We start from the raw sequence: 26,725 nt of genomic DNA on the forward strand, positions 1-26,725 counted from the left end.
CGGCTAGTCTTTGGGTTTGTTAACCTGCTCTCTCAAATCTTTGCCAACCTTGAAAAATGGCAATTTTTTGGGAGAGACCTTAATTTTTTCTCCGGTTTTGGGATTCCTTCCGGTGTAAGATTCGTACTCTTTTACCACAAAACTCCCAAATCCACGAATTTCTATGGACTCACCACGGGCAAGAGCATCACTCATGGTATCAATTATAGTGTTGGTAATGGAAGCAGCTTCGCGAATTGGAATATCCATTTCTTCTGCCAATGCTTCGATCAGTTCGGATTTATTCATTTCTGTCTCCCCTGTCCGTCGGTAACGTATCTGGATAAAAGCCTCCCTACTCAAATGTTTGGGAGAAAAATGTAAAACAGGAACTACTATTAGAAAGCTATAAAAACTTAAGCAGGTATGTTTTTGATTGTAAAGGGAATTTTTCCTAAAAATAGCTTTTTTAGATCATTTTTTGTCAAAGTACGATATTTTCCACTGGAAAGTGTTCCTAATTGAAGATTTCCGTAGGCGGTTCGTTTCAAATGCAGGACTGGATGGCCGATTGCTTGAAACATTTTACGAACTTGCCGTTTTTTCCCTTCATGAATTATAATCTCTATTTTGGATCGTGAACGGGATTTTACTAAAAATCGTAATTGTGCCGGATAGGTTTTCTGCCCATCAATGAGTATACCCTTTGCCAAACGCTGCATGCCGGCCACAGATGGCATGCCTTTGACCGTTGCCTCATATGTTTTGTTAATTTCATAACGTGGGTGAAGGACGTAGTTGCCAAGGGTGCCGTCATTGGTCATCAACAGGGCGCCCTCAGTGTCCAGGTCAAGGCGACCGACGGGAAAGAGTCGCGCATTAATTTCAGGAAGCAAGTCTGTGACAATGGGACGTCCCTGCGGATCGGAGAGGGTCGTTACATATCCTGCCGGTTTATTGAGCAGTAAGTAGATTTTTTTTTCAAGATTGATAGGGTTGCCGTCAAAGGTTATACGGTCTTTTTCCGGATCTACCTTATAGCCCATGTGGGTTACAACCTGATCGTTGACCCGTACCCGTCCTCTGGCGATAAGCTCTTCAGCGCCTCTTCGAGAGGCGATACCCGCCTGAGCTATGATTTTTTGGAGTCTTTCCATACGTTGATGTAATTGTCCTTCCACAGCCATGATGTAAGCAGAGGCTAACCAGGGGCTGATGCAATGTTTTCTGTATCTACCTGTTATTATAATACCGAAATAACGATTTATCTGTAACGTAATGGTATAATAGAGGAAATTTTTTCGTCAACCAGCGCCTTTGTGGCGGGATCAACCTCAAGCACATCCGTATACCAGGGCTTCATTCTGCAGTCAAAGACAACAGGCGGTTCCAAACCGACGTGAAAACGTTGTCCTGTTTGTCCTCCGGCATGGGACATTAGCAAGGGCAGAGTTATGTCTGCTTGGAGATCAATGACGATGATGGGGATCGTCGAGCAAAAGGCTGTGATATTCTTCATCGGAAAGATGATTGCGCATTATCCCCATGAGCTGTTCGACGAGTTGGTTAATTTCATCATCGGTCATGCGAGGTACAAGTACATCGGTGAGTTTTCGTTTTGAAAAATGTTCCAATAATTCCTGGAGAGATTTTTCATCTGTAGCACGGTTAAGGCCAAACAGCATGGAATACCCTTGAAGATAAAAGAAACGGCTGTATCAGCCAGGCAGAATCTGCCAAGTGAGTTTACGCTGACGAGGCCCATCGAATTCACAGAAAAAAATGCGTTGCCAGGTGCCGAGTTGCAGCTGCCCCTGAGCAATGAAGATGGTGACGGAACTGCCTGTCAGGGTTGCCATAACATGGGAGGGTGAATTTCCCTCCCTGTGTTTATATGGATAATCAAGGGGAACAATCCGACGCATGGCGCCAATGATATCGTCCTGCACGTCAGGATCAGCCCCTTCATTGATAGTGACTCCGGCGGTTGTGTGTGGATTAAAGACAGTACATAAACCTTGGGTAATGCTTTGTTCTGTTACGATGTCCTGCAACCGCCTGGTCACATCGATAAGTTCCATGGGTGAGCGTGTTGCCACACCAAATTTTCCGGATAACATGCGGTGTGACTCGTTGTTATTGTAACTGCCACTGGCCGTTGGCATCACGACAGGCTGTGGTGTAGGTCTTTTGGCTTTTCCCGTCAATAATTGCATTTATTTCCGCTTTTCTGCAGACTTGGTTAGTCGTCGGGTTCTGGAACGCAGGCTGTGGCGTGACGGCATACTGGTTGCCGCTGTCAGGGTTAACCCAAGATGAACGTTGATTGGAAACTCCGCGTTCGTAGACATGGTTTAACTGCTGTTTGTCGTATTTGTCCATTTCATTACCAACGATATAGCCGAGCATGGTTCCCACAGCAGCACCAATTAAGGTAGCCTCGGTGTTATGGCCGATCATCTGCCCGATGAGGGCGCCTCCGGCCGCACCACCGACAGCGCCGGTTTGGGCCTTGTTCATATTTGCACAACCCGATACCAGTGCCAGCAGGATAATTGCGGTAATTGTCATATTTCTCATATTATTTCTCCTTGTGAACGTGTTGTCTGTTTGAGAGCTTCTGTTAATTCTCTATCAGTTTGTACACCCAGTTCCTTGAGGTACTCAGCTCTTTTTATCAGGTTGCCGTTGCCGCTGCTCAGTCTTTTTTTAGCCAGATGCCAAGCCTGCTGCGACTGGTGTAAACGTGTCCCTATTTCTTCAAAGGTTTCAATAAAGCCTACAAATTTATCATAAAGATTCCCAGCCTGTTTGGCAATGATTAAACCGTTTCGGTTTTGTTCATCCAGGCGCCATAGGTGTTGTATGGTCCGCAGTATAGCCAGTAAGGTTGAGGGGCTGCATAAGACAACCTGTTTGCGCATTGATCGGGAAAGGATTTCCGGATCGTTTTCCAGTGTCTTTTGAAATGCGGTTTCAATCGGGATGAAAAGCAGCACGAAATCCATACTGCTGACACCTTTAAGTTGGTGGTATTGTTTAGATGAGAGCGATGTAACGTGGCGTTTAACGGAATCAAGGTGCCTTAATTCGTATTTTCGGCGTCGCTTTTCATCGTTTTCGCTATGTGCTTGGGTAAAGGCCTTTAAAGAGACCTTGGCATCAATGATAACGTCTCGTTTTCCAGGGAGGTGGACAATCACATCCGGTTGGCGTTTTGATCCTGATTCGGTATGCAAACTGACTTGGGTTGTATACTCCACGCCCTTGCGCAGGCCTGATTCTTCTAGTATTTTTTCCAGGACCATTTCACCCCATTGGCCCTGTAGCTTATTTTTTCCCTGGAGCGCCTCGGTCAGGTTAACGGCATCGTTACTGAGACGTTCGTTGAGTTGGCGGAGGTGCTGTATTTCGGTGGTGATGGCTACCCTGTCCCGTGTCTCACGGTCATATACATCATCAACTTTATGCTGGAACTCCTGGAGCTGCTTGTGAAAAGGAGAGAGGAGCAGCTTGAGTGTTGATTCGTGCTGATGATTTATGAGTGAACTCTTTTCGGTCAGGATTTCACTGGCCAGGAGCTCAAACCTTTGTTCAACCTGCCTCTGCGTTGCTGCCAGCAACAGTTCACGTTCTTCAAGCTGATTTGCCATACCGGAACACCTAGCCCGAAGTCCTGCATTGTCACGACCAAGTGTTTCGTGCTCCTGACGAAGGATATCACGCTCCTGACGTAATCTGTCGATGAGTAGCTGTTGTTGTTCCGTGTCCTGAGAGAGCCTGTCAAACCGTATCTGAGTGACCAGGAGTTGTCTGCGTATTCTCCCTACAAGCAGTAATACCAGAAAGGGGGTGAGGAGTAGGCCGCATCCCAAGCCTATGCTCATGGCAACAGGGTCTAGCTGTTGGAAAAAATATTGAATGTGGGTCACCGGCGAAATACAGGGCTGTCAGATACTATCACGTAAGCCTGCGCTTAAGTAGACGCAGTTCTTCAAGCTCTTCAATCAAATCAAGTACCAATGCGCATCCCGGCAGGTTGATTTGCAAGTCTTTTTGCAGTCGCACTGCAGTCTGCACCCGCATGATTTCAATGGTTGTAAAATGCCATTTCCTGGGGGACAAACCTTGGGGTGAGATAACCCCCTCCTCTACCATTTCATGAATCTGTTCTGCCGTTACTCCGCATAAACGACAGATTTCCGCCAGGGAGCATTCTATTTCTTCGTTGAGCACGGTGCCTTGTAAATATTGAGTATCTCCCATGTCAGGCCCCCATTTTTTGACGAGGATTTACGGGCATGAGTTTGGCCATGGTCGTATAGAGTTGTTTTTGCTCATCTGTTACTGCTTCCGGTACCACCACTCTCAAGGTAACTATTTGATCACCTTTTTGGCGTTCAGTGCACAATCCTTTTCCTTTGAGGCGTAATTTTTTTCCGCCCTGTGAACCTTTTGGAATCTTGAGGGTTACATTGCCGGCAAGGGTAGGCACTGTCACCGATGCACCCAGGGCGGCTTCCCAGGGAGTAATGGGCAGCGTCATGTGAATATCTCGTTTCTCTGCGTGAAAAAGGTCGTCTTCCTGAAAGGCAATATCAAGGTAAAGATCGCCTGCTGGACTGCCTCCAACTCCTGGGAGACCTTGGCCTTCAAGCCGGATTCGCTGTCCCTCAATGATACCTTTGGGGATAGCGACATGAAGGGTGTGCGGGGTTGTTATGACGTGGCCTTGGTTATCAACAACTGGTCTGTTCAGCGTCAGGGTCTGCTTGGTCCCATGAAAGGCATCTCGGAGGTTGAGCATAACTTTGGCATGCTGATCCTCCCCTTTCATGCGGAAGGTTGTGTGATGTCGTTGCCTGCCATCAAATTGAGCACGGCCAAACAGGGTCTCAAAAAAATCACTGAACCCTGTAGGGTCGGCCCCTGTATATCCCGTACCACCAAATTGGAAGCCTGCATCCCAGTGAGGGGGCGGTTCAAAGTCCTGTCCGTTTTGCCAGTGACTGCCGAATTTGTCGTAGGCTGTTCGTTTTTCAGGATCTTTAAGCACCTCATATGCCTCGCCGATTTCTTTGAATTTTTTTTCGGCTTCAGGCGACTTGTTGACATCAGGATGGAATTTTCGCGCACCTTTCCTGTATGCCTGCTTGATTTGCTCCTGAGTAGCATCGCGAGAGACGTTCAGTATCTGATAGTAATCTTTGTATTCCATAGGCTATCTTATTTGAATCTTGAAAAAATCTCAGTTAACAATACACTAAGAGCACCCTTGAAAAAAGAAAAGAAAAAAATAGCGGCATTTTGCTGTTGATGACTCTCTCTGCTTTCCTTTATGCTGAAAGTGATTATGGAAAAAATAATGCAAAGTATCCTATTGACCGGATTTCGTGCCACTGGTAAGTCGTTGATCGGCCGGCTCCTCGCAGAACGACTTGGGTATCGCTTTGTCGATACTGACCATGAGCTCTGTCGTCGCACGAAGCAATCGGTGGAAGAAATTGTTGCAGAGCGGGGATGGCAGGGCTTTAGGATGCTTGAACGTGCCCTGTTGCAGGAAATGGCAGGGCAACAAAAGATAGTGCTTGCTGTTGGCGGCGGAGCAATTGAGCATGAGGATATCTGGCAACTTTTGCGAGCACATTACTTTATCATTTGGCTGCAGGCAGATAAAAAGACCATCCTCAGCCGTATGGCAGCAGATGATAAGACCAGTACGCAACGTCCTGCCTTGACCTCGCAAAATTTAGAGGATGAAATAGAAGAGATTCTTGCCCGGCGTTCTCCTTTATATGCATCCGGCTCTGACATGGCAGTTGATACCGCAACCGGGGCGCCAAAGCAGCTTGTGGAGCAAATACTCTCCGCTCTGGTTAAGGTCTCTGCATGACTTTTTGTGGCTTTTTCGCTTTTATTTTCAACGGTTATCCAGCAATGAAAGTAGATGGTAACCAACACTTGATCGAGAACTCCTGTGAAGACTAAACAAAACGTACGGAGTAATGCCACGATTTGGATGGTGAGTCGTGAATATGAGGGCCTTGCCGGTGCCGGCGGTGTTAAGGACGTTTGCCGTCAGCTAGCAGAATCGTTGGCTGGAGAGGGGGGAGCTTCGGTTAGGGTGATCTTGCCCAGATATGGTTTCATGGATCCCAAACAGCTTGGATTTAGCCCGCTTGCTATTTCGGGAACCGCAACAGGCGTTATTGGTGACCAGCAGTTTGCGGGCTGTTTTACTGTGGACATGAATTATCCTGAGCAGGAACGTCGCGAGACGGTGGCCATTTGGTCGCAGACAATAAATGGGGTGATCGTCTATCTGGTTGAGGCAGAACGTTTTGGGAAAAAACTGGGAGTCTATACATACACCAGTGAAGAAGAACAGGAGGCATCCTGGAAGAAACAGGGGAGCGGGCATTACGATTATTTTGCTATGAATATACTGCTCCAGAAGGTTGCCTTGGAGATGATGATTCTAGGCAACGATGCTCCATGGGTCATCCATTGTCAGGACGGACACGCTGCCGTTCTTCCCGCTATGATGCGGGAAAACAGTGGTTACAGGCATTTTTTTCGCCATACGGGAGCGGTGGTAACTGTGCATAATGCAGGGACTGGTTACCATCAGGAGATAGATGACCTCAATTTTGCCAAGGCTGTAACCGGGCTACCGGAAAGCATTATTTGGGAGAATCTGCTCGGCAACAGCTTTGATCCCTTTTTAGCGGCTGCCGACTATGCTGTGCTGAATACCGTCAGTGAAAATTACGGGCGAGAACTTCAGCAAACGGCAGAAGATGCACGTACTGGGTGGCTTGGTCATGCATTGAAAGCAAGAAGCATCGAGTTGCGAGGGATCACCAACGGAATAGATCCTGCAAACTTTGACCCCCTTTCTCCCGGAGAGCTCGGGTTAGCAGCCCCCTTTGATGTGCTTCGGGGCGAGCTTCAGGGAAAGTTGGCCTGTAAAAACGATCTGTTGTCACACATCGGGCAGCAGAGGCAATGGGAATATGTAGAGCAATTTGGTTACCTTGCACCTGTGTCCGAGGTTCCCCTTTTCACCTTTATTGGACGGCTGACCGGGCAGAAAGGTATCGATATTGTCTTGGAATGTATTCAGCAGTTTTTTGCTGAAAGAGATGATATGCAGTTGCTTATTCTTGGCTCTGGTGAAAGCTGGGTAGAAGATGAACTGCAGTTGCAGGCGGAGCATTCAGGGGTAACAGGCCGGTTTTGTTTTTTAAAAGGGTTTGACTCGGCTCTGGCTAATAGAGTCTATGCTGCCGGAGATTTTTTTCTTATTCCATCCTTGTACGAGCCGTGCGGATTAACTGATTATATCGCTCAACTGCTGGGGAACTTGCCCATTGTTCATCATGTAGGAGGGTTGGTGAAGGTGCTCGACGGTGAAACCGGTTTTGCCTATCAGGAAAATAGCTGTCAGGGGGTGATGGGTGCCATGGAGAGGGCACTTACGATCTATGACCAACCAGAACAACATCGACACATGCAACAGGCAGCCGTGAAGAATATTATGAACTGTCATACATGGCGCCATGTAATGAGTGAATATATTGTACTCTATGAACAGGCACAAGAATTAACAATCGGGGCCGGACAATGAACCTGCAATATGCCGCAGAATCCTCAGCATCTCAATTGCGGACACCGTGGTTGGAAAATCGTCGCAAGTTTTTTATCCGTCAGGTTGTCAGTGATTTTTTTCAGGCATATGAAATGTATCATGGTCTTTATCAGGATTTTTGCCACAGCTACCATTTTGCAATGTTGGAGGCAAAGGATCTATTGCAGGCAGCAACAATTGCCCTTCGAACTCGTCTTCTTGAACAGCTTACCGCAATGCTGGGGGCGGAAACCAGCAGAGGGCTTTTGTGGCGGCTCAAAGATCTCTGCCATACTGTTTGGCCGGAGAGTGAGCGGCAAAAAAATGTCCTTGGTTCGCTGGTTGACTGGCTTATAGGCTCCCTTTTTCATGAAGCTATGAAACTCAAGGAGAATCTTTATTTACTCAACAATTACGGACCGTCTGTTTTTCCTGTTGACCAGGATACAGGCTCGGAGAATATGGCGTATGGCGCTCGCCCTTTCTCGGTGTCGCAGGTGATCGATACCCATGAAGTATTCAAAAGGATAGCTGTCGATACCGAGCAGCAGGTGGAGCGTATTGCCCTGACCTTTGGCAGGGCAATTTACCTTTTACGGCTTATGATGTCGTCATTTGCAGAGAATGAACTCGTTGTGAGGCTGCTTGTTGAGAAAGAGGAGGTTGTCGGCGAGATATGGGGAGAATCTCTGGAGTCTATTTTTGATGATATGTTTTACGGTAATGCACCACATGGTTACTGCATTGCCGGTAACAGCTATTTTAGGAGTCAATGGTATCATCACTCGCAGGCAATGTTCAGGCGTGCTTTACAGATTGATAAACAATGCCAAGAAGCTGTCATTAAATTGATACAGCTTGAAGCGATAACAAGTGATATGGAAGGGCAGTTCGGCAAGACAGCATAGTAGTCAGGTAAATGTAATTTTTTATCGATTTTTATGAATGCAGGATGTGCGACGGTAGCTTTTTATGCCGGATAATAAGCAGAGTGTTGCTTGGATACAAAGGAGAAAGAGATGAGCATTAAGATCGGGATTAATGGGTTTGGCCGGATCGGGCGTAATATTTTTCGAGCGCTCAGTAAAGATGCATCATTTGCCGATATTGAGGTTGTCGGTATTAATGATTTAACCGATGTAAAGACCCTGGCACACCTCATAAAGTATGATTCTATCATGGGTGTGTACGACAAAGAGGTTGAAGCAGCTGAAAACAGTATTGTGGTTGATGGGCGTACTATTCCCGTGACCGGGCACCGATCTCCTAAAGATATTCCATGGGGCGAGTATGGAGCTGAATATGTTCTCGAGTGTACCGGACTGTTTCGTGATCACGACTCTGCAGCCCCCCACATTGATGGCGGGGCGTCCAAAGTTATTATTTCCGCCCCTGCAAAAGGAAAGGTCAAAACCATTGTTATGGGAGTGAATGAAGACGAATACGATGCCACCTTGCACCATGTGGTATCAAATGCGTCCTGTACCACTAACTGCCTGGCTCCCGTAGCCCAGGTTGTTTTGGATAATTTCGGTATTCAACGCGGCCTGATGACAACTGTACATGCCTACACAGGAGATCAGCGATTGCTGGATTTTCCCCATTCAGATCTTCGACGGGCACGGGCAGCTGCCATGTCTATGGTGCCGACCAAAACAGGGGCAGCAGCAGCGGTTTCACTGGTTATTCCCGAGCTGAAAAATAAATTTGACGGGCTAGCAGTCAGGGTTCCCACCCCGGATGTGTCACTTGTGGATGTCGTTATTGAAGTGGAGCGCGAAGTAACAGCACCCGAAGTCAATAATGCCCTGGAAAGTGCGGCAAACAGGTACCTGCGTTATACAGAGGAGCCGCTGGTGTCCATAGACTTTCAAGGTGATCCCCATTCTTCAATAGTGGATGGTCTGTGTACCCGGGTACTGGGGAGGAGTGTAAAGATAATGAGCTGGTATGATAATGAGTGGGGATATTCCAACCGCATGTTGGATCTGGTGCTGCATATGGAGCAATCAAAAATTATTTAATTTTGATTGGTCAGGGGGAGCAATAAAATACGGGTGGGAAAAATAAAAAAAACCGGATTGCCTGTGCTGTAAAAGTACTTGGTAATCCGGTCTGTTGTTTCCTGCCCGGAGCGCCATGCTTAACGCGACCAGGCAAGAGCAGTACAATAAGACAGTTAGTCTTCTACATACCCTGTTCCATTGCAGGTAGGACATTTCTGATCAGGGGTGCATACCTGACCATCTTCGGCGTCATTTCCTTGCCATTCTCCGCTGGTTTCACATACGCCATCAATTACACCTTTTCCCTGGCAGGTAGGGCATACAGATTTCTTGGTTTCCTCTGACATTGTTTCCTCCTTAATGAATTGAAAAACAAAGCTTTGTAGTATGCAACACTATAAATCAATAATCTGAAAAAGAAAAGCGTTCAGCACATATCTCTATAACATACTTACTGAAAAACCATGAATCCTTTTTTCAGGTCATTGATTAAATCTCCAGGATCTTCAAGTCCGATATTAAGACGGATAATAGTACGGTTTGCATAGTTGCCTTGTTTGCGACGATTGCTGCTGCCAATGGTAACCAGGCTTTTATAGCCTCCCCAGCTGTAACCAATGCCAAATAAGTCAAGGTTGTCAACAAATTGAGGCAGCAGAGGGCCCTCCCATTTTTTATGAACCAGGAACGCAAACAGGCCCGACGATCCGCTAAAATCTCTTTGCCACAGATGATGCTGCGGATGACTGGGCAATGCCGGATGGAGCACCCTTTCAACGGAAGGTTGTTGCTCAAGCCACTGGGCTACCTCCAATGCGGCCTGCTGGTGATATGCCAGGCGAACAGGCAGGGTTTTTAACCCTCGCAGGGCCAGGTAGCAATCCTGGGGCGGAGCAAATGTTTCCATCACCTGATAAAAATTGTCAAATTCTTCAGCATAGCGTTGGTTGACGCTCACTGTACCCAACAAGACATCAGAATGACCGCTGATGTATTTGGTTACGGATTGAATGATGATATCCACGCCAAGAGCAAAAGGGTTAAGGAAAAGCGGGGTGGCCCAGGTATTGTCCACCACCGTTATGATGTCTCTTTTGGTGGCTTGTTTGGTGATAGCTGGGATGTCCTGAAGCTCAAAGGTGTTTGAACCCGGCGATTCGAGGTAAATGAGTCGGGTATTGGGTTGGAGGTACTGCACGATATCGCTACCGATGTCAGGTGGAAGAAAATCAATCGCAACATCGTATTTGCTAAGGATTTTGCTGCAGAAAGCGGCTGTCGGTCCATACACATTGTCGCAGATAAGGACATGATCTCCGCTGGAAGTAAAGGTAAGCAGGGTATTGATGATAGCGCTGATGCCGGATGGAAAGGCCCTGGTCAGGGCACTCCCTTCCAGTTCCTCCATTTTTTTTTCAAAGGATCGTTGCGGCGGCAATCGGTCGGTACCATAGACGATGCCTGGGTACTCCCCTGCATTGGCCAGGCGCAGGTCTTCGCAATTGTCAAACAGAACAGTTGATCCCGTATACATGGCGGGATTGATGGTCTTGATTGTTTTGCCACCCACTGTATCAAAGCGTTGTTCTTCGTGTATCAGTTGAGTGGCTAGATGTAATTTTTCGGTCATTATGTGTAGAGGCCTGTGGCAAGTTCGTTGACAGATTTTGGTGTTTTTTACTTGATTTTCATTGCTCCTGCAGAGCGTAAAAAGTGCTCAAAGCGCTCATAGCTTTGATAGCCGGTAAGGCGCTGCCCTGCGAAGAGTATCGTCGGCACAGCCGTTATACCGAGCGATCTTGATTTCTGCCAGTCATTCTCAACAGCTTCGGCATACTTTCTGGTGCGTATAATTTCCGCGGCATCTCGAGCAGGCAGTCCACTAGCGGTTGCAAGCTTGAGGAGAACATCGGGCAGTGCCAGGTTCCGGCCGTCTTTGAAATAGGCAAGAAAAGCAGCCTTGTGAAAGGGCTTACCCCTGCCGTTCTCTTCGGCCCATAATCCTGTTTCTTGAGCCAGTCGGCTGTTATACGTCATTGTTCGGTTCCCAAAAGGAAGGCCGAGTTGGTCTGCTGTCCGGCGCTGCTGTTGAACCATTGCTCTGATTGCCGCACTGGAACCGGCAAACAGCTGCTCAAGGGACATGCCCTCTGTCGGTGTGCCTGGATGGAGGGGGAAGGCACGCCAACGGGCTTGGACCGCATGTTCTTTGGTCAGTTTTTCAATACACCCGGTAATGAAATAACACCAGGGTCAGACGTAGTCTGAAAAGATAGTCAGTATAGGTAACATAGACAGGTGCTCTTTTGTGTTGGCGATTGGTGTATCAGGGTTCAATGCATCGTGTCATATTTTAAAAGGGCCAGAAAATTGGAATTGTGCACATACCTGCCATGACTACAAATATATTGAGGGGGATGCCAAGCTTCAGATAATCCTTGAAACTATAACCGCCTGGGCCGTAGACAAGCAAGTTGGTTTGGTAACCGACAGGAGTTGCAAAGCAGGCACTTGCCCCAAAACAGACGCCGATGATAAATGGTTTTGGATCAACTTCGATACCTATAGCGGTAGAAATGGCTATGGGTAAGAGCAAAACAGCAGTCGCATTATTACTGAGAATCTGGGTGCTGATGGAGGTGAGCAGGATAATCGCTCCAAGCACCACAACCGGAGAAAAGTTCGCAAAAAGTCCCAAAAAAGTCTCTGCATAGAGCTGGCTGGTACCGGTTTTCTGCATGGCAGCCCCCAGGGCAATGGTGCCTGCAATCAAGAGGAGTACTTCTCCCTGCAATGCTTTGTAGGCGTCTCGCATTTGCAGGCAACCGGTGACAATCATTAAAAATGCCGCTGTCAGAGCGCAGGTCATGATATCTGCCAGGCCCAGTGTGGCCGTTCCAACCATGCCTATAAAGTTAAGAATCGACCATGCTGCTTTTCGTTTATGAATAAGCTCTTCATAGACATCCTCAATGACGAGGTAATCGGTGTTATTCCGGATGGTGGAGAGTTTGCTGTCATTGCACCAGATGAGGAGCACATCTCCTGTTTTGAGCAGCACATCGTGAATCTGATGTTCACTTATGTGGAGATTACTCCTTTTCACTGCAATAATATGTACTTCGGAATCGCCGGCAATGTCAGTGTTGTGCAACCGTTGGTTACAGAGGGGGGAATGGGGAGGGATAATCAGCTCAACTACAATAGGGGCGTCTTTTTGGGCCCCAAGGGTCAACCCTTTTTCCGTTGTCGGCAGTTCTACCTCTTCCCTGTGAAGAATATCGACCAAGTCGTTGAGTGAACCTTTTACGAGTATGATATCCCCAGCGGAGATGATTTTCAGGTCACGTTCAGGGCGGTAAATATGAGAACGGGAAATGAGCTCCAGTACACTGAGCGAGGGGTATTTACGTCTAAAAATATCTGTAGGTGATCTACCGATAAGTGAGCTGTTCTCTGGTACCTGCAGTTCCGCAAGGTATTTGCGGTGTTCTCCATTTTGGAGCTGGCAGACAGGATTCGCCAGTGCAGGCAGTATTTTTGGAGCGGCAATAAGAAGAAATAGAATACCTACCAAAGCTATTGGCACACCGATAATGGATAGCTCAAACATGGACAGGGGATCGTATCCATATGATGCACTCAGATCACTGATAATTATATTGGTAGAAGTACCTATCAGGGTACAGGTGCCGGCAAGGATGGAAGCGTACGAGATGGGGATCAGAAATTTGGAAGGACTAAGGCCATATTCGCAGCACATGGTCATGACCACAGGGATAAAAAGGATAACCACCGGCGTATTGTTGATGAAAGCTGATGCCACTGCGACCAGTAATAACATAATTGCCAGGGCGACTGTGAAGCTGCCTCGAGCAAGGGTGATCACCCTTCGGCTGATAAACTCAACCCCGCCGGTGCGCATCATACCCTTACTTACCACAAACATCGCACCCACTGTGATAACGGCTGGGTTGGAGAAACCTGCCACCGCTTCTTTGGGTGACAGGATGTTGGTGACCACCAGCAGTACGATGATGCCGATGGCAGTCAGGGCGACGGATATTTTTTCTGTAACGAGGAGGTAAAGCGTAGCCAGGAGAATAATGGTGGTGATCCAGATATCCATACAGTTTGCTTCCTGTTGAGGAGAGGACTCAGGTGCCTGCCTGTATGCAAGAGCGTAGAGTGGCAGGGGAGGTGTAACTATGCAGAGAAATAATAAAATTAATTATCTTTATGGTGCTGAGCAAGAAAAAAGATATAATTACAGGGGGGATGCGGTTGTACCGGCAAGGAGGCGTTTATGAGAAGAGTGAGCAACGAATACGATGAAAAATTCTGAAAAAAAGATCAGGGCTGCTAAATTTTCCATTGTCACGGCATTGAGCCTGGCTGTTATGAAATTTACGGTGGGGATTCTCACTGGGTCAATGGCTGTTTTATCCTCAGCCATTGACTCCATGCTCGATATCCTCATGTCTGGAGTGAATTTTCTGGCCATTCGACAGGCAGAACAACCTGCTGATGAAAACCATCCCTATGGTCATGGCAAATTTGAGACCATGGCTACGTTGATTCAATCGCTTGTCATCGGCGGGTCAGGTGTATGGATCTTGATTGAATCCGTGCGTCGCCTGGCAGCCGGAGCTGCCCCCACCGGATTAGGTAGCGGAATTGCGGTGCTTGCTTTTAGTGTAATCTGTTCATGGGCGATTAGCAGGTATCTCCTGAAAGTTGCCAAAGAGACTGACTCCTCTGCCCTGGCAGCGGATTCCCTTCATTTTTCCATGGATGTGTACACCAACCTGGCATTGCTTGCCGGGGTAACAGCGATGGCCTTTTTCCGGCTGTATTGGATTGATGCTGTGCTTTCCATGCTTGTGGCCTGTTATATACTGTATGAGGCTTTGAAGTTGATCAGGCTTAGCCTCAGGGAGGTACTTGATGAGCAGTTGCCCGAGCCGCTACGTAAACAAGTCGAGTTTATTATCAAGCAGCATTGTGGGAAAAAATACAATTTTCACAATCTTCGTACCCGAAAGGCAGGGTCACACAAGCTGATCGATTTTCATCTGACGGTCTGTAAAAAACTTACCGTTGCCGAAGCCCATCAGCTCACCGATAAACTGGAACACGAAATCGCTAACGCTGTTCAGGGGGCGGACATCACTATTCATGTTGAACCCTGCACCTTTGACAATTGCAACGAGGAAGATTGCGGCGGGTGCCGCAGATAGTCGGCTTTCCCTTCATTTTTCTGTTTATGAAGAGGGCAATTTTGGAAATTATTATTGTCAGCTTTTTCCGATGCTGGTATTACTGATTCTGCTGATTTTTCGGGTAAGTTGAGTGACTTACCTTGTGCAGACTAGATAATATATTTTGCAAAGGAGGAGAGTGTGGCAAACTTTTTATTTGTATTACGACACAACGACAACGAAAAGGCAACTCGTTGTTTTCAATTTGCCAAGATAGCTCATTCAAAGGGGCATAAAGTTAATATGTTTTTGATTGACAGTGGTGTGGATTGGGCAATGAAGGGTCAGGACGGGAGCATCAAGACAGATACCGGCGATTGCCCCAATGACTATTTGCCGTATCTGATTGAACAAGAAGTTGAAACCGGAGTCTGTACCCCTTGCGCCAAAAACAGAAACCTTGATGAAGCAAATTTTCATCCCAATATGCTTTTGGATGGAGGCCCTCACTTGATTGACATGGCTGCCGAAGCGAAAGTCTTTAATTTTTAATCGGAGAGGTCGTTTTCTTTAGAGGCAAGTGAGCTATGCTGCCTCACCCGGATTAGCCAGTGGTGAGACAGCATATATTTATACCTACATCCGTCGGTACAGCTCCAGGACCCTTTCTCGGGTCATTTTTTGTTCCCAGTCCTTGCCAAGGCAGTTTTCCCATAATGGCGTTAATCCCAAAGCAACCGTGGCCATGGTGTTGAGCTCTTCTTCACTGAGATCGGCAGTCAGGTTGCGAGGCAGGGTAATACCGTGCTTGGCCATCATTTGTCGAAATTCACGTACTCCTTCAGGGTAAATATCCTCGAGATAATCAAAGGTTATGCAGCAACCGATACCGTGGTGGGTGCCAAGAACAAAAGAAAGACCATAGGACAGCGCGTGGCAGGCGCCAACCTGGGAGTAGGCGATGCTCATGCCGCCAAAATAGGAGGCCATCATGAGTTTATCATCTTTTTCCGGATGATCTTCTAAAAAGACTTGTCTGCACAGCTCAATGGATTTTTCACCGTACGCCTTGCTGAACTCGTTGATGTACGTTCCCTCAAGCGATTCAACATCGTGGATATAGCAATCCATGCCGGTATAGAACCATTGCTCTTTGGGAACGTCGGCAATGAGCTCGGGATCGAGAAGTATTTGATCATACAGAGTGTAATCGGAATTAATGCCGAGTTTTTTTTCCGGACCGGTCAAAACCGTGGTACGGGAAATTTCAGCACCGGTTCCGGATAAGGTAGGAACGGCTACGTGATAAACCGCTGGATTGTTGATCAGGTCCCAGCCTTGATAATCAGCAGCTGAACCTGGGTTGGTCAGCATCAGGGAAACTGCCTTGGCAATATCCATGGTAGCGCCGCCGCCAACACCAATGATACCGTCAGGGATAACAGCATAGGTCTGCTTGATTTGCTCCACCAGTGCGTCAATGTAGCTGGTTTTGGGTTCGTCATCCACATTGACATGGAGGATCATGTCATTTCCCTTGAGTGGCAGCCTTTGCTCCAGAGTTTTTCCTTTGAAAACATCATCTAAGACAAATATAATAGGAGCATTTTGATTGCCTCGCTTTGTTTCAAGAATCTCACCGAGTTGATTGAAGCAGCCACGGCCGAAAATAATATTTGGTACAATTTTAAAATTTCTATACATAGGGAATTTGTGTGTTAAATGTTTGGTAACTGTTCTGAAATATATGCTTTGTTCTGTCGCACGATAAAGTTGTTAAAAAAGGTGAAGGTGTATAAACCCTCAAGAGCTAACGCGATTACAGGGCAATGAAAAGACATAATACCTAAATCCTGCACGTCGAATGTTAGAAAAAATAAATTCTACCATGAAAAACAACATATTGAGCAGACAATTGATTTGAAGTTCTATTCACTGTATGGGTGAACCTGATGCCCACTAGGCTGCATACCAGATGGGTTTTGAAAACTCAAGCTGTTCTTCGGCTGCTTTTTTTCAGATGTTTGTTTCTGCCAAGGGCAACCATAGCGGTTGTATATTGGTTATATTCATTTTGGGAGTGTAAAAGAAAAGGTGGAAGAGATCAGAAAATTAACCGAGCAATTATTTGGAGATACTCCCAAAGAACTCCTTTATCACTATACAACCCTGACCGGCTTATTGGGTATAGTGGGCAGTAATAAATTATGGGCTAGTGATATCAGGTATATGAATGATTCTGCTGAATTGAAGCATTCAGCAGATTTAATCAGGGTTGAAGTGCAGGAACGATTGGCCAAGGGGCAGGGTACGGCTGACCTGTTAGGGCAATTTGTTGATTGGGTTGCCTATCGAATCACCAACGGCCATATGCTGTTTGGAGCCTCGTTTCGCTCCCATGGTAACTTGCTCAGTCAGTGGCGCGGATACAGTACCCATGGCAAGGGTGTCAGTCTAGGCTTCTCTGCTGATTATATTGTTGAATGTGCACGCAAGCAGCATTTTCAGATTGGCAAGTGTATTTATGATCCGGTACGGCAGCGTCAACTCATTGCCAAAGTAGTGGACGCTATAGAGCATAATGTGGCCCACCAGGTACGGGGCGGAGAGACCTGTGAAGAATTATCCGGCCTGTATCACCTCGTCTTTGAAAAGATAGAAATTGATTTGTTACGGATTGCAGCAATTTTGAAGCATCCATCCTTTCGTGAAGAAAAGGAATGGCGAATTGTCTCGCCGGTATTGATCAGTCGAACCGAGTCGTCGTTGTTGTTCAGAGAAGCTAATGCTATGCTGGTCCCCTATGTGGAATTTGAGCTCCAGCTGGCGGTAGGGCAACCGCCGCAACTGGATCACTGCTATCTTGGGCCAACATCCAACATCAATATTTCAATGAACTCGTTGCAGATGTTTCTTGGCCAGCATGGAATTGTGCCTGCAAAAGGAATCGACTACTGTCAGATTCCTTACCGCCAGAGGTGAGCCTAGTCCTTTGCAGGACTGGGGCGGGTGCGTGTATGATACCAGCTTTAAATGAACCGTTCCTGTTCTATCCAACTTCTGGTGCCAAGAGAAGTACAGGAAAGACTGGCTATTTCAGCAGCCCTGGAAATACTGGTAAGGTAGTCGTGTTGGAGAATGAAATGGCAAAATGCTCCATGAAAAATATCACCGGCACCAAGGGTGTCCATTGGTTTGACGTCCATGACAGGTATTTCCGTCTTTTCAGACTTGTCTACTACCACCACCGGATCAGCCCCCCTGGTAATGGCAATTTTTTGAATGCCATGGTTTTGTAAAAAGCGAATAACGGCTTCCTGATCGTTGCATTCAGGGGGGAAGAAGTCCGCAGAGCAGATGGCAAAATCAATAAAAGGCAGGAGTGCTTCTTCCCCTTCCTTCCAGCTTCCCCCGTCAAGCACGATTGGAATATGCAGCGTGCGTGCTTTTTCTGCCACCAGCACTGCCTGTTCCATATAGTGTCCATCCAGCATCAGGATATCCTTGTTTTCCAGCAGTGTTTCGTTTGACGCATCCCGCTTAAGCCGTCTGGTATCCGTGTTGGAATAGACAACCATGCGATTGCCGTTAGAAAGGTCAACAATGATCGATGCCATTATCGGAGGCCGTTCAGGTTGACTGGTGTAGTCTTTGACGTCCACTCCCCAATCGCTCAGTTCGTTTTTTATATACACCCCACCGGGGTGATTACCAATCCCGGTGATAAGGGTTGAGGTATTCCCGAGTCCTGCAAACGCGACGGCAGCATTTGTTGCCGGACCACCAGCATAGGAAAGCAGTCGTTCGTTTTTTAGCTTTTCATTGACACCAGGGAAACGGGGAACATAGTGGATGATGTCAACCGTTGTAAGGCCCAAAAAAATGCCATTGTAAATCATGGTAATCTGTAAGCAAAATAAAAGGGGGGCTGTCTGTTGGCGTTCAAACCGGAGAAGAGTTGTCACCGGAACAGGCACCAAGAGGCAAGACTTATATTAAGTTAAAGCTGTATAGTATACTGATTTTGTTTTGTTTTCAACTGGTAATAGGCTGAGAACTACTCTCGATTAAGGGGGCTTTATACCAGCAAAGCATTGGGTGGTCCCTTTATACGTCTGTGGTCGTGTTGGTAAAAAGAAAGAAGATGATTATTATATGCGCTGAAATAATATAGGTGAATTTATCGAAGAATAGCCCCTCTCGATGACTGTTATGAGAGTAAGCTAAACATATTGTTTGAAGACAAATACATGCTACCATAGGAGCTGGAAAATGGTTTTAACCGCATCAAACATGTTGGAAATAGGAACAAAAGCACCTGCTTTTACCCTGCCGGATACTACCGGTAAAAACATAAGTCTTGAAGATCTTGCTCCGCAAGCTGGTCTCCTGATAGTTTTTATGTGCAACCACTGCCCTTACGTGAAACATGTAGGGCCGGAACTGGCTGCCATTGGCAGGGAATATGCCTCGAAAGGCATTAGCATGATCGCTATTAATGCAAACGATGCTGCAACCCACCCTGATGATAGTTATGAGAAAATGCAGGAAGAGGTGAAAAAACAGGGCTACACTTTTCCATATCTCCATGATGCCTCTCAAGAGGTGGCTAAACTTTATCAGGCTGCCTGCACCCCGGATTTTTTTCTGTTTGATAGCCGGAAACTGCTGGTTTATCGTGGGCAACTTGATGATTCCAGGCCGGGAAATAACATTCCGGTAACAGGAAAAGATCTGCGGGGTGCTCTTGATGCATTGATCAAGGGAGATCCAGTCGCAGAAGAGCAGAAACCCAGCATGGGGTGTAATATAAAATGGAAGCCAGGCAATGAACCTCGCTATTTTTCTGCCGGCTAATCATTAAAAATATCTTGAATGGTGAGGATTTTTTGTCCAAGCTTAGGTCTGCCTCAGCTTCTGAGCTATGCTCAGGAAATTACCACAGGCATATGATGTCTATCGCCTTCTTTTTTGCCTCAAAGGATAATTTTTTGAGCATGAGGAGATAAAACTCGGATTTTAAGAGAGTGGACGAAAAGGCAGGTCTACAAGATGGGCTTATGAGTGGTCATGGCGAACAAAGGCGATAAGCCCCACAACAGTGATCAGGATGCCGATAAAGCCAAGGCTGTTGGGAAAACCACTGCCAAGGATAAGGATCTCTCCGGCCAAGGCAAAAAGCACCTCGCTTGACTGGGTTGCATCCACAGCGGCAAGTTTACTGGCATTATCAGCCAGGTGACGTGCATTAAGAAAGAGGGTTGTCGCGATAACACCGGAAAAGAGGGCAACCAGAGCAACGGAAAAAAGTTGCCCACCCGAAGGAGAGGCAGGAGTGACCACGGCAAAGAGCACGAGCCAGAATGGAAAACTGCCGGTGGTTAAGAGAAGAACTTTGGCAAAGCCGTTTTCTAAAAATTGTGCATCGATAAGCGGCAGCCTTTTGTGGCCGTTTTGTGCCTCCCACACCAATTGGTTACCCAGTGGGTAGCAGAAGGCCGCGGCAAGGACGGGGAGGGCCCCCAACAGGAGTTCGCTCAGACGGGTTGTTTCAATCTGGCTGACATTGACCAACAGGACCCCGCAAAACACCACCGAAGAAAAGAGCCAGATTTTGGGGGAGAACCTCCTTCCAAAAAGAAGCAGCACAAAAAGAGAGGCAATGATGGTCAGTTGCCAGGTCGTTGCCACCACCCACCCGGGGGAAAAATCTGCTGCAAAGCAGATGAGTGCATAGAAACCACCAAACCCGATACTGCCGCTGAGTACCCAGAATTGCCAGTGGCGGATGAATTCCCGCATGAGTTGGAAACAATACTCCCTGCCTTTAGAGGCCATCAGGCAGAAAACAAGAAAAACAAACATGTACCCATAGCGCAAAGAGGCTGACCAGAACCAGTGCCCACCTTCAAGACTCATAGATCGGTTGAGGATAAAGGTGGTGCTGAAAAAGAGTCCTGCCAAAAGGCCGAGAAGCATTATGCGGATCATAAGGTTAGGTAAACTCTTGGGAAAGGGTTCTCTGAGTCATCATCGGATAGATGTAGTTGTCGATAAGGCTGCATGCTCAGCCAAGTCGTGCGTTGTAAACAGGTCGCCCGGAAGCCGCGAACTCTTCAAATTGCGCAACCGCTTGCTCGTGGAGAACATCTTCCAGGAGTGTAATCCCACGCTTTTCCAGCTCTTGTCGCCATTGGGGATGTATCGGCCCTTCGTCAAAGCCTGTGATGGCCTCCAATTGGCTGCCTGCACCGGCAATAACCAGCGAGCGGATACCTGACCAGAGTACAGCGCCAAAACACATGGCGCAGGGGCACCAGTTTACCACCAGTTGGTGGGAGGGCATGCCAGGGCCACCAAGGTCATAGGTCTGCAGCTGAGCTTGAGCAAGTGACAGGGCCATGATTTCGGCATGGGCGGTGGAGCAGTTGCTGGGCACAACCCTGTTCACCCCAATCGAGACCAATCTACCGCTTGCCTCTTCAAAGACAGCGGCTGCAAAAGGGCCACCTGTATCGTTTTTGAAGTTTGCACCGGCGAAAAAGAGAACTGTCTCCATTCTCTGTTCAACGTCTGGCATTACAGGGGGCAGCTCTTGTACTTTATCAATGGCCCATTGTGGGAGTTGGAGCGTAAGTTGGGTTACAGTGGTATTGGTTTGCATGGCGTACGGGTTGCTAAAATGAAAGGTAGGAGGATGTGATGGGCAAGGTATCCTGAAGTCTTCAGAGATACCTCCCTTTTGCGGGAAAGAGTACCTGAAAAACAATACTAAAGGAAATAGAATAATTCCAGCACAAGGAGAGCAGGCATGGGAATAGAAATAGAACGAAAATTTTTACTGGTTGGCGAAGCGTGGAAAAAATTGGCCCAAGGGGTTCGTTATCGTCAAGGATACCTGAGTACAAGCAAAGAATCGACCGTGCGGGTAAGAACCATTGAAAATACAGGCTACCTGACCGTCAAGGGAAAGAGCACGGGGGCGACCAGAAGCGAATTTGAGTATGAGATCCCGGTGGAAGACGCCAATGCCATGCTCGACCAGCTATGCGCCAAACCGTTGATTGAAAAAAACAGGTACAAGATCGACTATCAAGGCTTTACCTGGGAGGTGGATGAGTTTTTTGGCGAGAATCAAGGGTTGGTCGTAGCCGAAGTCGAACTTGAAAGTGAAGACCAGTTCTATGCAAAACCGGAATGGGTGGGAGCAGAAGTAACCCAAGACCAACGCTATTTTAATTCAAATCTTGCTCGAAATCCTTATTGCAGTTGGGAGTAAGCATATCTCAAAAGAACCTTTTTGCAGGGCTCACTGCAAAAAGGTTTTGTTAAAGCCATGTAGAGCCGCCACTCCAGCTATAGGGGCCACTCATTTTGTTCCCTTTAGGTTTTTTATTCTATTGCCTAAATCTTGCATGTCAAACATGACAAAAATGCTTTTAATTATGTTTTTTCAGACTGTTATCGGTTTTATCAACAAGAAATTAGTTCACTTTTTATGTGAGTTACATTTAAGAGCATTTTTCTCATGCTTGCCACCCTTCGAGATTGCCAATTTTACCGAATCTGCTTTGTTTGCGAACAGTTTAAGTACTACAGTACGTCTGCGTGTACGCAGCCTCGCACCTTCGGCAAACGTGGCAATTGCAGGATTTAGGTATTAATTGAGTATATCGCTATCGCTAATATTACCAGTAGGGTCGAATTCCGTTTTCGATAGTAATTTTTCCAACTGTGAAAAATTAGTGCAACTAAACATGAAATCTCCGCGAATGAGGGACTGGCGAAACAGTAAATGTACAGGAATAGTGTAAAACTGCGGAATTGCTTAAATGGTTAACATTGCCATTACTAGTCTCTGCAATTGTTATATCGTGAGTCCCTGTACCTTCTCATGGAGTGGAGTGGAGTGAAATTGACTTGGGATGGAAGTTGCGCCAAATAAAGTGTCACGATAGTTTTTCGCGCCAGATAAACAGTTTATTGTGGCGCGATTGCCAGAATCGCGTCATATAATTGTACTATGCCAAAACAAATCTCCCAAGACGAACTGGAAAACATTGTAAAAGTGGTGGCCACCTTTCCTGGTGGGGCAGGTATTGAAACAATCTACTCTACGCTTGAAGGAAAAATACCTCGTCGGACATTGCAGAGGCGTTTAGCATTACTTGTAGAACAAAAGCGCCTCATAAAGGAAGGGCAAGCAAGAGCCATTCGATATCGTTGTGTACCTGCAACTGGTGACAGGCCAAATTTAAAAGAAGAGCCCGACATATCCGTCGCATCCCAAGAAGTCTATATTCCATTATCCCCATCAGGAGAAGAGAGCAAGAAGGCTATTCGAAAATCTCTCCAGGCCCGAAAGCCTGTTGGATATAACCGCACTTTTCTTGATGCGTACCAACCAAACAGCACCTTTTATCTTACTGCAGAAATTCGGAAAAGGCTTTGGGAGCTTGGACGCTCCCCAGAGGAGCAGCGAATAGCGGGAACTTATGCTAGGAAGATTTTCAATCGATTATTAGTTGACCTTTCATGGAATTCCAGCCGATTGGAAGGGAACACTTATTCTCTATTAGAAACCGAACGTCTTCTAGAGCTAGGTGAGGCAGCGGAAGGTAAAAAGGCGATGGAAACACAGATGCTCTTGAATCACAAAGACGCAATCGAGCTTTTAGTGGAGCAAGCCCCCGATGTAGGATTTAACAGGTATACTATACTTAATCTGCACGCCTTACTATCCCAAAATCTTCTGCCCGACCCACAGGCATGTGGTCGATTGAGGGCAGCCCCGGTAATGATCGGTGGATCTGTGTATCATCCTCTAGAAATACCACAACTAATAGATGAGTGCTTCGGGCAACTCCTTGCCCTTGCTTCAAAAATAGAGGATCCCTTTGAACAGGCCTTTTTTTCAATGGTCCATCTGCCATATCTGCAGCCGTTTTTAGATGTAAACAAGCGTGTTTCTCGTCTTGCCGCCAATATCCCATTGATCCGCAGAAATCTCTGTCCACTCTCATTTCTTGATGTACCAGATCAAGCTTATATTGACGGCACAGTCGCTATTTACGAGTTAAATCGGGTTGAGCTTTTGCGTGATGTCTTCATTTGGGCCTATGAACGATCCTGTGCTCGGTATTCTGCTCTCCGGCAATCTCTCGGTGAACCCGATCCTTTCAGATTACGATATCGGCAGCAAATAAAAAATCTTGTGGCCGAGGTGGTGCGTAATTGTACTGATAAGCAGAAGGCCGCACATCGAATAGCAAGCTACTCAGAAACAGATATTCCATCCCGGGATCAATCACGTTTTATTGAAGTGGTCGAAACCGAGCTGAGCAACTTGCATGAGGGAAATTTTACCCGTTACGGGTTGCGACCATTAGAGTTTGCTGACTGGGAAAAGGTTTGGCATTAACGACTCATAGTTCACTGTCATACCTGTATTGCCAATCCTAAGTAATTGCCAAGGTCATCATGTATAGATGCTTCTCAAGTCTACGGGCCAAAAGCCGCCAGCAGTTTTCTGATGAAATGAGATTTTGGTAAAATAAGCCAAGTTGAGATTATCCCGTGAGCTCATCGCAGGATAGTGAAGATGCCAGGGTTTAGATTTTCATTATTTGGTGAGATCGGCCAACAACCAAAAATTGTTCAAGAATGGAGCAACTACAAACAGAACCTTACCAAAAAGAAGGTGATTTCTGAAACTTGTCTTTGAAATTAACATTGCCAAATCGAAGGTAATGAATTTTGTCACCGACTCAAACGAGAGGTGTTTCCTGTGAAGATAGAATTTTGCCTGAACGACAGATGTTGCTTCCTTAAATGGTAGTGCCTCTGAGGATAAACAGGAAGAAGGTTAAATTGAAGCAGGCGCTTCACCGGTTAATAGATGTACAGGTAAGGTTAAGTTGACTTGGGCAAAAACGATAAAAGATACGTACCTGAACTGAATACTGTCTTTTTGAAACCAGTTAGGGGTATGTTAAGGCAGGAAACATGGTGTATAATCGTCTACTTTGAGGTGTTTTTGGGTAAAGACCTCAAGTTTACTCTAATTACACTCATCCATACTCCTTGACCTCAATACGATTATTTATCACCGAGTGACGGCTGTATCTCTCAAATGTTATTAAAAGTATTATTTCTCCGTATGGGTAACTTTTAGAAGTGACCACCTCAAAAAAAGTGGCACTCATTGCAGTCATATTTTTTATCTTTGACGTGTTTTATATGAATATTTTGTATGGTATCACTTTCAAAACCATGACAGTCATTACAGAGATCACCTTGCGGTTTTCTGAGTGGAGCACCTGTGCCATGACAATCTGCACAGGCATATCCAATACTTCGTACATGTCTGTCATGAATATCGATACGATTATCGTTTTCCAATTCATGACATAAGGCACAAAGGTTAACTGAACTGTTGCGGAAATCATGATAACCCAGAGCAGCGAAAGGCATTCGGGTATTGGTTGTGAGTCCGCTGGCACCGCTATGGCAATCAGTACAATCCAGCGCAGTGGCTGCTGGTTCGACTCCATGATTTAATAACTGATAGGTATCAGTCGTTACCCACTCAACAGTTTGCGAAGCAGGATACCCCATATTTACCAAACCAGTTTCAACTGCTTCGGTCACATTTCCTGTTCCTACCATATATACAAAGGTGTCGAGGGCTGCGAGCACGTTATTGTCTGTGATCATTGGCTGTTTTGCTGTCTTATATTTGAACGGATAGATCTTTGTGTCGGTATCGTCCAGATCAAAGGTTCCAAAGGGTCGTGACGTTGGATAGGTCTCCAATGCAGCGTCATAAGTAATTGAAGCGTCATCACCGAGCAGATAATTGTCACTCAGGCGGTTCCACCACTTGTATTTTGGGGTCAGGTCGGCTGCCTTTTCAGTATGAGGATGTCCCGGGCAAGGACTGGCATCACTGCATGTCGTTGCATCCGTGCCGTCATGATGATATAACCAATCCCGATGAGTCTCAGTGGCAACTTTGGCATAGATTGAGATATGGCAGACTTGACAGGCAATTTTGCCCCTTGAAACATGTCTGTCTGTTGTGGTGCTAGCGTGACCGCTTGTTGCCATGGTTGCATGACAGGTTGTACAGGATACTTCAGAACCACGCTCCTGATCGTCGGTCGGGCGAAGGTCAGACCCCTTGCCTATGACCTTATGGTCATTAAATACATGACAACTCTGGCAGGATAGGTCACTGCCAACAGTATTCATATGAACATCGAAAGTGGCGTCGGCATTGTTGATAGTTGCCACGGAAAGATCGCCACGTTTAACCCCATCTCCACCACCTGCTGTGGCATGGCACATGAGGCAATTAGTTCTGGTGGGAGCGTGAATGTTCTGAACCATGCTGTCGGTTGGCATGGTAACACCCATTGAGCCGTCAGGCAGCCTGGTACGCTGGGTTGCATAGTCCTTGTTGTGGCAGACGAGACAATCTATATTTGCCTTTGTGTCACCATTGCCGGGCTTAATGCCCCGTCCGGCATGGCAGGAACCGCATACCGGCCAATTACCCAAAATATTGATACAGTATGAGTTGACACTGTTGGTAAGTTTGCCCTGCTGGGTGTCGCTCTGATTCAGCATATCTTCGGCAGTGCCAAGCCATTGATAATGAATGGAGTTCCACAGCTGGTCATATTGGTTGCCAGCGGAACCATTGTTATGGCATGCAAGACAGGCCGTTGGATAATCAGAATATGTTAACGAAGCATGGGGTCCTGTGGAGGATTTTTTGTCTAAAAGTAGTAGGTATAAAACGCCTGTTATGTCATGCTGTTCGGCAAACGCACCTTGCCCCCCACTGGCGAATAGCAGGCCCATTCCCGCGATTGCTCCTACAACTATTTTCATTATAAACATTC

27 protein-coding genes and 1 pseudogene are annotated in these 26,725 nt (G+C 46.7%); 10 read left to right on the top strand and 18 right to left on the bottom strand.

From position 1 onward, the window contains the following. Positions 1 to 3 precede the first annotated feature (3 nt). The 9 genes from ACHZCY_RS14870 to ACHZCY_RS14910 form a co-directional block, all read right to left on the bottom strand. A complete protein-coding gene (locus ACHZCY_RS14870) occupies positions 4 to 288 on the bottom strand; it encodes an HU family DNA-binding protein (protein WP_205221490.1) in 285 nt (94 codons plus the stop codon). A gap of 107 nt (positions 289 to 395) precedes the next feature. Then, positions 396 to 1,136 (bottom strand): pseudouridine synthase, encoded by a 741-nt coding sequence (locus ACHZCY_RS14875; RefSeq protein WP_319549433.1) that lies wholly within the window; start codon positions 1,134 to 1,136, stop codon positions 396 to 398. 107 nt (positions 1,137 to 1,243) lie between these two features. After that, positions 1,244 to 1,498 (bottom strand): hypothetical protein, encoded by a 255-nt coding sequence (locus ACHZCY_RS14880; RefSeq protein ID WP_319549434.1) that lies wholly within the window; start codon positions 1,496 to 1,498, stop codon positions 1,244 to 1,246. Continuing rightward, a complete protein-coding gene (locus tag ACHZCY_RS14885) occupies positions 1,449 to 1,664 on the bottom strand; it encodes a hypothetical protein (protein ID WP_205221492.1) in 216 nt (71 codons plus the stop codon). The genes ACHZCY_RS14880 and ACHZCY_RS14885 overlap by 50 nt, the downstream gene beginning before the upstream one ends. Positions 1,665 to 1,697: 33 nt before the next feature. Further along, positions 1,698 to 2,099, bottom strand: a complete 402-nt coding sequence (locus ACHZCY_RS14890) for a secondary thiamine-phosphate synthase enzyme YjbQ (protein WP_205221493.1) — start codon at positions 2,097 to 2,099, stop codon at positions 1,698 to 1,700. Between the two features lie 16 nt (positions 2,100 to 2,115). Next, the gene (locus ACHZCY_RS14895) at positions 2,116 to 2,559 is read right to left on the bottom strand and encodes a glycine zipper domain-containing protein (protein WP_205221494.1); all 444 of its coding nucleotides are present in this window, start codon (positions 2,557 to 2,559) and stop codon (positions 2,116 to 2,118) included. After that, positions 2,556 to 3,866, bottom strand: a complete 1,311-nt coding sequence (locus tag ACHZCY_RS14900) for a DNA recombination protein RmuC (protein ID WP_319549435.1) — start codon at positions 3,864 to 3,866, stop codon at positions 2,556 to 2,558. Before ACHZCY_RS14900 ends, ACHZCY_RS14895 begins: the two co-directional genes overlap by 4 nt. A gap of 73 nt (positions 3,867 to 3,939) precedes the next feature. Then, entirely contained in the window at positions 3,940 to 4,245 is a 306-nt protein-coding gene (locus ACHZCY_RS14905; RefSeq protein WP_319549436.1) for a chaperone modulator CbpM, read from the bottom strand. Between the two features lies 1 nt (position 4,246). After that, positions 4,247 to 5,197, bottom strand: coding sequence for a DnaJ C-terminal domain-containing protein (locus ACHZCY_RS14910; protein WP_319549437.1), 951 nt, complete (start codon positions 5,195 to 5,197; stop codon positions 4,247 to 4,249). 147 nt (positions 5,198 to 5,344) lie between these two features. Here ACHZCY_RS14910 and ACHZCY_RS14915 point away from each other — a divergent pair, with 147 nt between their 5' ends. The 4 genes from ACHZCY_RS14915 to gap all read left to right on the top strand — a co-directional run bounded on the left by ACHZCY_RS14915 (position 5,345) and on the right by gap (position 9,633). After that, a complete protein-coding gene (locus ACHZCY_RS14915; RefSeq protein WP_319549438.1) occupies positions 5,345 to 5,872 on the top strand; it encodes a shikimate kinase in 528 nt (175 codons plus the stop codon). Between the two features lie 84 nt (positions 5,873 to 5,956). Continuing rightward, on the top strand, positions 5,957 to 7,609 hold the full coding sequence (locus tag ACHZCY_RS14920) for a glycogen synthase (protein ID WP_319549439.1): 1,653 nt from the start codon (positions 5,957 to 5,959) through the stop codon (positions 7,607 to 7,609). Next, the gene (locus ACHZCY_RS14925) at positions 7,606 to 8,517 is read left to right on the top strand and encodes a hypothetical protein (protein ID WP_319549440.1); all 912 of its coding nucleotides are present in this window, start codon (positions 7,606 to 7,608) and stop codon (positions 8,515 to 8,517) included. The genes ACHZCY_RS14920 and ACHZCY_RS14925 overlap by 4 nt, the downstream gene beginning before the upstream one ends. Positions 8,518 to 8,628: 111 nt before the next feature. After that, entirely contained in the window at positions 8,629 to 9,633 is a 1,005-nt protein-coding gene (gene gap, locus ACHZCY_RS14930; RefSeq protein WP_319549441.1) for a type I glyceraldehyde-3-phosphate dehydrogenase, read from the top strand. Between the two features lie 155 nt (positions 9,634 to 9,788). Here gap and ACHZCY_RS14935 read toward each other — a convergent pair whose 3' ends face one another. The 4 genes and pseudogenes from ACHZCY_RS14935 to ACHZCY_RS14950 all read right to left on the bottom strand — a co-directional run bounded on the left by ACHZCY_RS14935 (position 9,789) and on the right by ACHZCY_RS14950 (position 13,744). Continuing rightward, entirely contained in the window at positions 9,789 to 9,962 is a 174-nt protein-coding gene (locus ACHZCY_RS14935) for an ankyrin (RefSeq protein WP_205221501.1), read from the bottom strand. Positions 9,963 to 10,066: 104 nt separating this feature from the next. After that, a complete protein-coding gene (metC, locus tag ACHZCY_RS14940; protein WP_319549442.1) occupies positions 10,067 to 11,245 on the bottom strand; it encodes a cystathionine beta-lyase in 1,179 nt (392 codons plus the stop codon). A gap of 47 nt (positions 11,246 to 11,292) precedes the next feature. Then, positions 11,293 to 11,856 (bottom strand): annotated as a pseudogene (locus tag ACHZCY_RS14945) (DsbA family oxidoreductase); the annotation flags it as partial. Positions 11,857 to 11,968: 112 nt separating this feature from the next. Beyond that, entirely contained in the window at positions 11,969 to 13,744 is a 1,776-nt protein-coding gene (locus ACHZCY_RS14950) for an SLC13 family permease (RefSeq protein WP_205221503.1), read from the bottom strand. A gap of 202 nt (positions 13,745 to 13,946) precedes the next feature. Here ACHZCY_RS14950 and ACHZCY_RS14955 point away from each other — a divergent pair, with 202 nt between their 5' ends. Together ACHZCY_RS14955 and ACHZCY_RS14960 are read left to right on the top strand one after the other, a co-directional pair. Further along, the gene (locus ACHZCY_RS14955) at positions 13,947 to 14,855 is read left to right on the top strand and encodes a cation diffusion facilitator family transporter (RefSeq protein WP_205221504.1); all 909 of its coding nucleotides are present in this window, start codon (positions 13,947 to 13,949) and stop codon (positions 14,853 to 14,855) included. A gap of 162 nt (positions 14,856 to 15,017) precedes the next feature. Continuing rightward, complete coding sequence (locus ACHZCY_RS14960) at positions 15,018 to 15,368, top strand: DsrE family protein (protein ID WP_205221505.1); 351 nt, start codon at positions 15,018 to 15,020, stop codon at positions 15,366 to 15,368. 84 nt (positions 15,369 to 15,452) lie between these two features. Here ACHZCY_RS14960 and ACHZCY_RS14965 read toward each other — a convergent pair whose 3' ends face one another. Beyond that, positions 15,453 to 16,520: an iron-containing alcohol dehydrogenase family protein gene (locus ACHZCY_RS14965; protein WP_205221506.1), complete on the bottom strand. Its 1,068-nt coding sequence runs from the start codon at positions 16,518 to 16,520 to the stop codon at positions 15,453 to 15,455. Positions 16,521 to 16,910: 390 nt separating this feature from the next. On the opposite strand from ACHZCY_RS14965, the gene ACHZCY_RS14970 reads away from it, so the two are divergent. Then, positions 16,911 to 17,798 carry a DUF2971 domain-containing protein gene (locus ACHZCY_RS14970; protein ID WP_205221507.1) on the top strand — a complete coding sequence of 296 codons (888 nt, stop codon included), beginning with the start codon at positions 16,911 to 16,913 and terminating at the stop codon, positions 17,796 to 17,798. Positions 17,799 to 17,845: 47 nt separating this feature from the next. Here ACHZCY_RS14970 and ACHZCY_RS14975 read toward each other — a convergent pair whose 3' ends face one another. Next, positions 17,846 to 18,715, bottom strand: coding sequence for a PfkB family carbohydrate kinase (locus ACHZCY_RS14975; protein WP_319549443.1), 870 nt, complete (start codon positions 18,713 to 18,715; stop codon positions 17,846 to 17,848). 373 nt (positions 18,716 to 19,088) lie between these two features. Between ACHZCY_RS14975 and ACHZCY_RS14980 the strand changes: the two genes are divergently transcribed. Beyond that, positions 19,089 to 19,673: a thioredoxin family protein gene (locus ACHZCY_RS14980; RefSeq protein ID WP_205221509.1), complete on the top strand. Its 585-nt coding sequence runs from the start codon at positions 19,089 to 19,091 to the stop codon at positions 19,671 to 19,673. Between the two features lie 201 nt (positions 19,674 to 19,874). Here the strand turns inward: ACHZCY_RS14980 and ACHZCY_RS14985 are convergent, their stop codons facing one another. Next, positions 19,875 to 20,807 carry a DMT family transporter gene (locus tag ACHZCY_RS14985; protein ID WP_205221510.1) on the bottom strand — a complete coding sequence of 311 codons (933 nt, stop codon included), beginning with the start codon at positions 20,805 to 20,807 and terminating at the stop codon, positions 19,875 to 19,877. A gap of 76 nt (positions 20,808 to 20,883) precedes the next feature. Beyond that, entirely contained in the window at positions 20,884 to 21,480 is a 597-nt protein-coding gene (locus ACHZCY_RS14990; RefSeq protein ID WP_319549444.1) for a nucleoside deaminase, read from the bottom strand. 147 nt (positions 21,481 to 21,627) lie between these two features. Here ACHZCY_RS14990 and ACHZCY_RS14995 point away from each other — a divergent pair, with 147 nt between their 5' ends. Both ACHZCY_RS14995 and ACHZCY_RS15000 read left to right on the top strand, forming a co-directional pair. Further along, positions 21,628 to 22,095, top strand: a complete 468-nt coding sequence (locus ACHZCY_RS14995) for a CYTH domain-containing protein (protein ID WP_319549445.1) — start codon at positions 21,628 to 21,630, stop codon at positions 22,093 to 22,095. A gap of 744 nt (positions 22,096 to 22,839) precedes the next feature. Continuing rightward, positions 22,840 to 24,237: a Fic family protein gene (locus ACHZCY_RS15000; protein WP_319549446.1), complete on the top strand. Its 1,398-nt coding sequence runs from the start codon at positions 22,840 to 22,842 to the stop codon at positions 24,235 to 24,237. 764 nt (positions 24,238 to 25,001) lie between these two features. Here ACHZCY_RS15000 and ACHZCY_RS15005 read toward each other — a convergent pair. Further along, the gene (locus ACHZCY_RS15005; protein ID WP_319549447.1) at positions 25,002 to 26,714 is read right to left on the bottom strand and encodes a hypothetical protein; all 1,713 of its coding nucleotides are present in this window, start codon (positions 26,712 to 26,714) and stop codon (positions 25,002 to 25,004) included. Positions 26,715 to 26,725: the final 11 nt, after the last annotated feature.

This window comes from Desulfogranum marinum, assembly GCF_963675105.2.
GTDB classification, from domain to species: Bacteria; Desulfobacterota; Desulfobulbia; order Desulfobulbales; family Desulfobulbaceae; genus Desulfogranum; species Desulfogranum marinum.

What these genes read in the sequence shown, in the direction of transcription:
- ACHZCY_RS14880 (WP_319549434.1), bottom strand. Translation starts at nt 1,498, where the DNA reads ATGAAGAATATCACAGCCTTTTGCTCGACGATCCCCATCATCGTCATT.
- ACHZCY_RS14870 (WP_205221490.1), bottom strand. Translation starts at nt 288, where the DNA reads ATGAATAAATCCGAACTGATCGAAGCATTGGCAGAAGAAATGGATATT.
- ACHZCY_RS14990 (WP_319549444.1), bottom strand. Translation starts at nt 21,480, where the DNA reads ATGCAAACCAATACCACTGTAACCCAACTTACGCTCCAACTCCCACAA.
- ACHZCY_RS14935 (WP_205221501.1), bottom strand. Translation starts at nt 9,962, where the DNA reads ATGTCAGAGGAAACCAAGAAATCTGTATGCCCTACCTGCCAGGGAAAA.
- ACHZCY_RS14980 (WP_205221509.1), top strand. Translation starts at nt 19,089, where the DNA reads ATGGTTTTAACCGCATCAAACATGTTGGAAATAGGAACAAAAGCACCT.
- ACHZCY_RS14925 (WP_319549440.1), top strand. Translation starts at nt 7,606, where the DNA reads ATGAACCTGCAATATGCCGCAGAATCCTCAGCATCTCAATTGCGGACA.
- ACHZCY_RS14875 (WP_319549433.1), bottom strand. Translation starts at nt 1,136, where the DNA reads ATGGAAAGACTCCAAAAAATCATAGCTCAGGCGGGTATCGCCTCTCGA.
- ACHZCY_RS14915 (WP_319549438.1), top strand. Translation starts at nt 5,345, where the DNA reads ATGCAAAGTATCCTATTGACCGGATTTCGTGCCACTGGTAAGTCGTTG.
- ACHZCY_RS14975 (WP_319549443.1), bottom strand. Translation starts at nt 18,715, where the DNA reads ATGATTTACAATGGCATTTTTTTGGGCCTTACAACGGTTGACATCATC.
- ACHZCY_RS14965 (WP_205221506.1), bottom strand. Translation starts at nt 16,520, where the DNA reads ATGTATAGAAATTTTAAAATTGTACCAAATATTATTTTCGGCCGTGGC.
- ACHZCY_RS14995 (WP_319549445.1), top strand. Translation starts at nt 21,628, where the DNA reads ATGGGAATAGAAATAGAACGAAAATTTTTACTGGTTGGCGAAGCGTGG.
- ACHZCY_RS14910 (WP_319549437.1), bottom strand. Translation starts at nt 5,197, where the DNA reads ATGGAATACAAAGATTACTATCAGATACTGAACGTCTCTCGCGATGCT.
- gap (WP_319549441.1), top strand. Translation starts at nt 8,629, where the DNA reads ATGAGCATTAAGATCGGGATTAATGGGTTTGGCCGGATCGGGCGTAAT.
- ACHZCY_RS14885 (WP_205221492.1), bottom strand. Translation starts at nt 1,664, where the DNA reads ATGCTGTTTGGCCTTAACCGTGCTACAGATGAAAAATCTCTCCAGGAA.
- ACHZCY_RS14900 (WP_319549435.1), bottom strand. Translation starts at nt 3,866, where the DNA reads ATGAGCATAGGCTTGGGATGCGGCCTACTCCTCACCCCCTTTCTGGTA.
- ACHZCY_RS14950 (WP_205221503.1), bottom strand. Translation starts at nt 13,744, where the DNA reads ATGGATATCTGGATCACCACCATTATTCTCCTGGCTACGCTTTACCTC.
- ACHZCY_RS15005 (WP_319549447.1), bottom strand. Translation starts at nt 26,714, where the DNA reads ATGAAAATAGTTGTAGGAGCAATCGCGGGAATGGGCCTGCTATTCGCC.
- ACHZCY_RS14890 (WP_205221493.1), bottom strand. Translation starts at nt 2,099, where the DNA reads ATGTTATCCGGAAAATTTGGTGTGGCAACACGCTCACCCATGGAACTT.
- ACHZCY_RS14905 (WP_319549436.1), bottom strand. Translation starts at nt 4,245, where the DNA reads ATGGGAGATACTCAATATTTACAAGGCACCGTGCTCAACGAAGAAATA.
- ACHZCY_RS14985 (WP_205221510.1), bottom strand. Translation starts at nt 20,807, where the DNA reads ATGATCCGCATAATGCTTCTCGGCCTTTTGGCAGGACTCTTTTTCAGC.
- ACHZCY_RS15000 (WP_319549446.1), top strand. Translation starts at nt 22,840, where the DNA reads ATGCCAAAACAAATCTCCCAAGACGAACTGGAAAACATTGTAAAAGTG.
- ACHZCY_RS14955 (WP_205221504.1), top strand. Translation starts at nt 13,947, where the DNA reads ATGAAAAATTCTGAAAAAAAGATCAGGGCTGCTAAATTTTCCATTGTC.
- ACHZCY_RS14895 (WP_205221494.1), bottom strand. Translation starts at nt 2,559, where the DNA reads ATGAGAAATATGACAATTACCGCAATTATCCTGCTGGCACTGGTATCG.
- metC (WP_319549442.1), bottom strand. Translation starts at nt 11,245, where the DNA reads ATGACCGAAAAATTACATCTAGCCACTCAACTGATACACGAAGAACAA.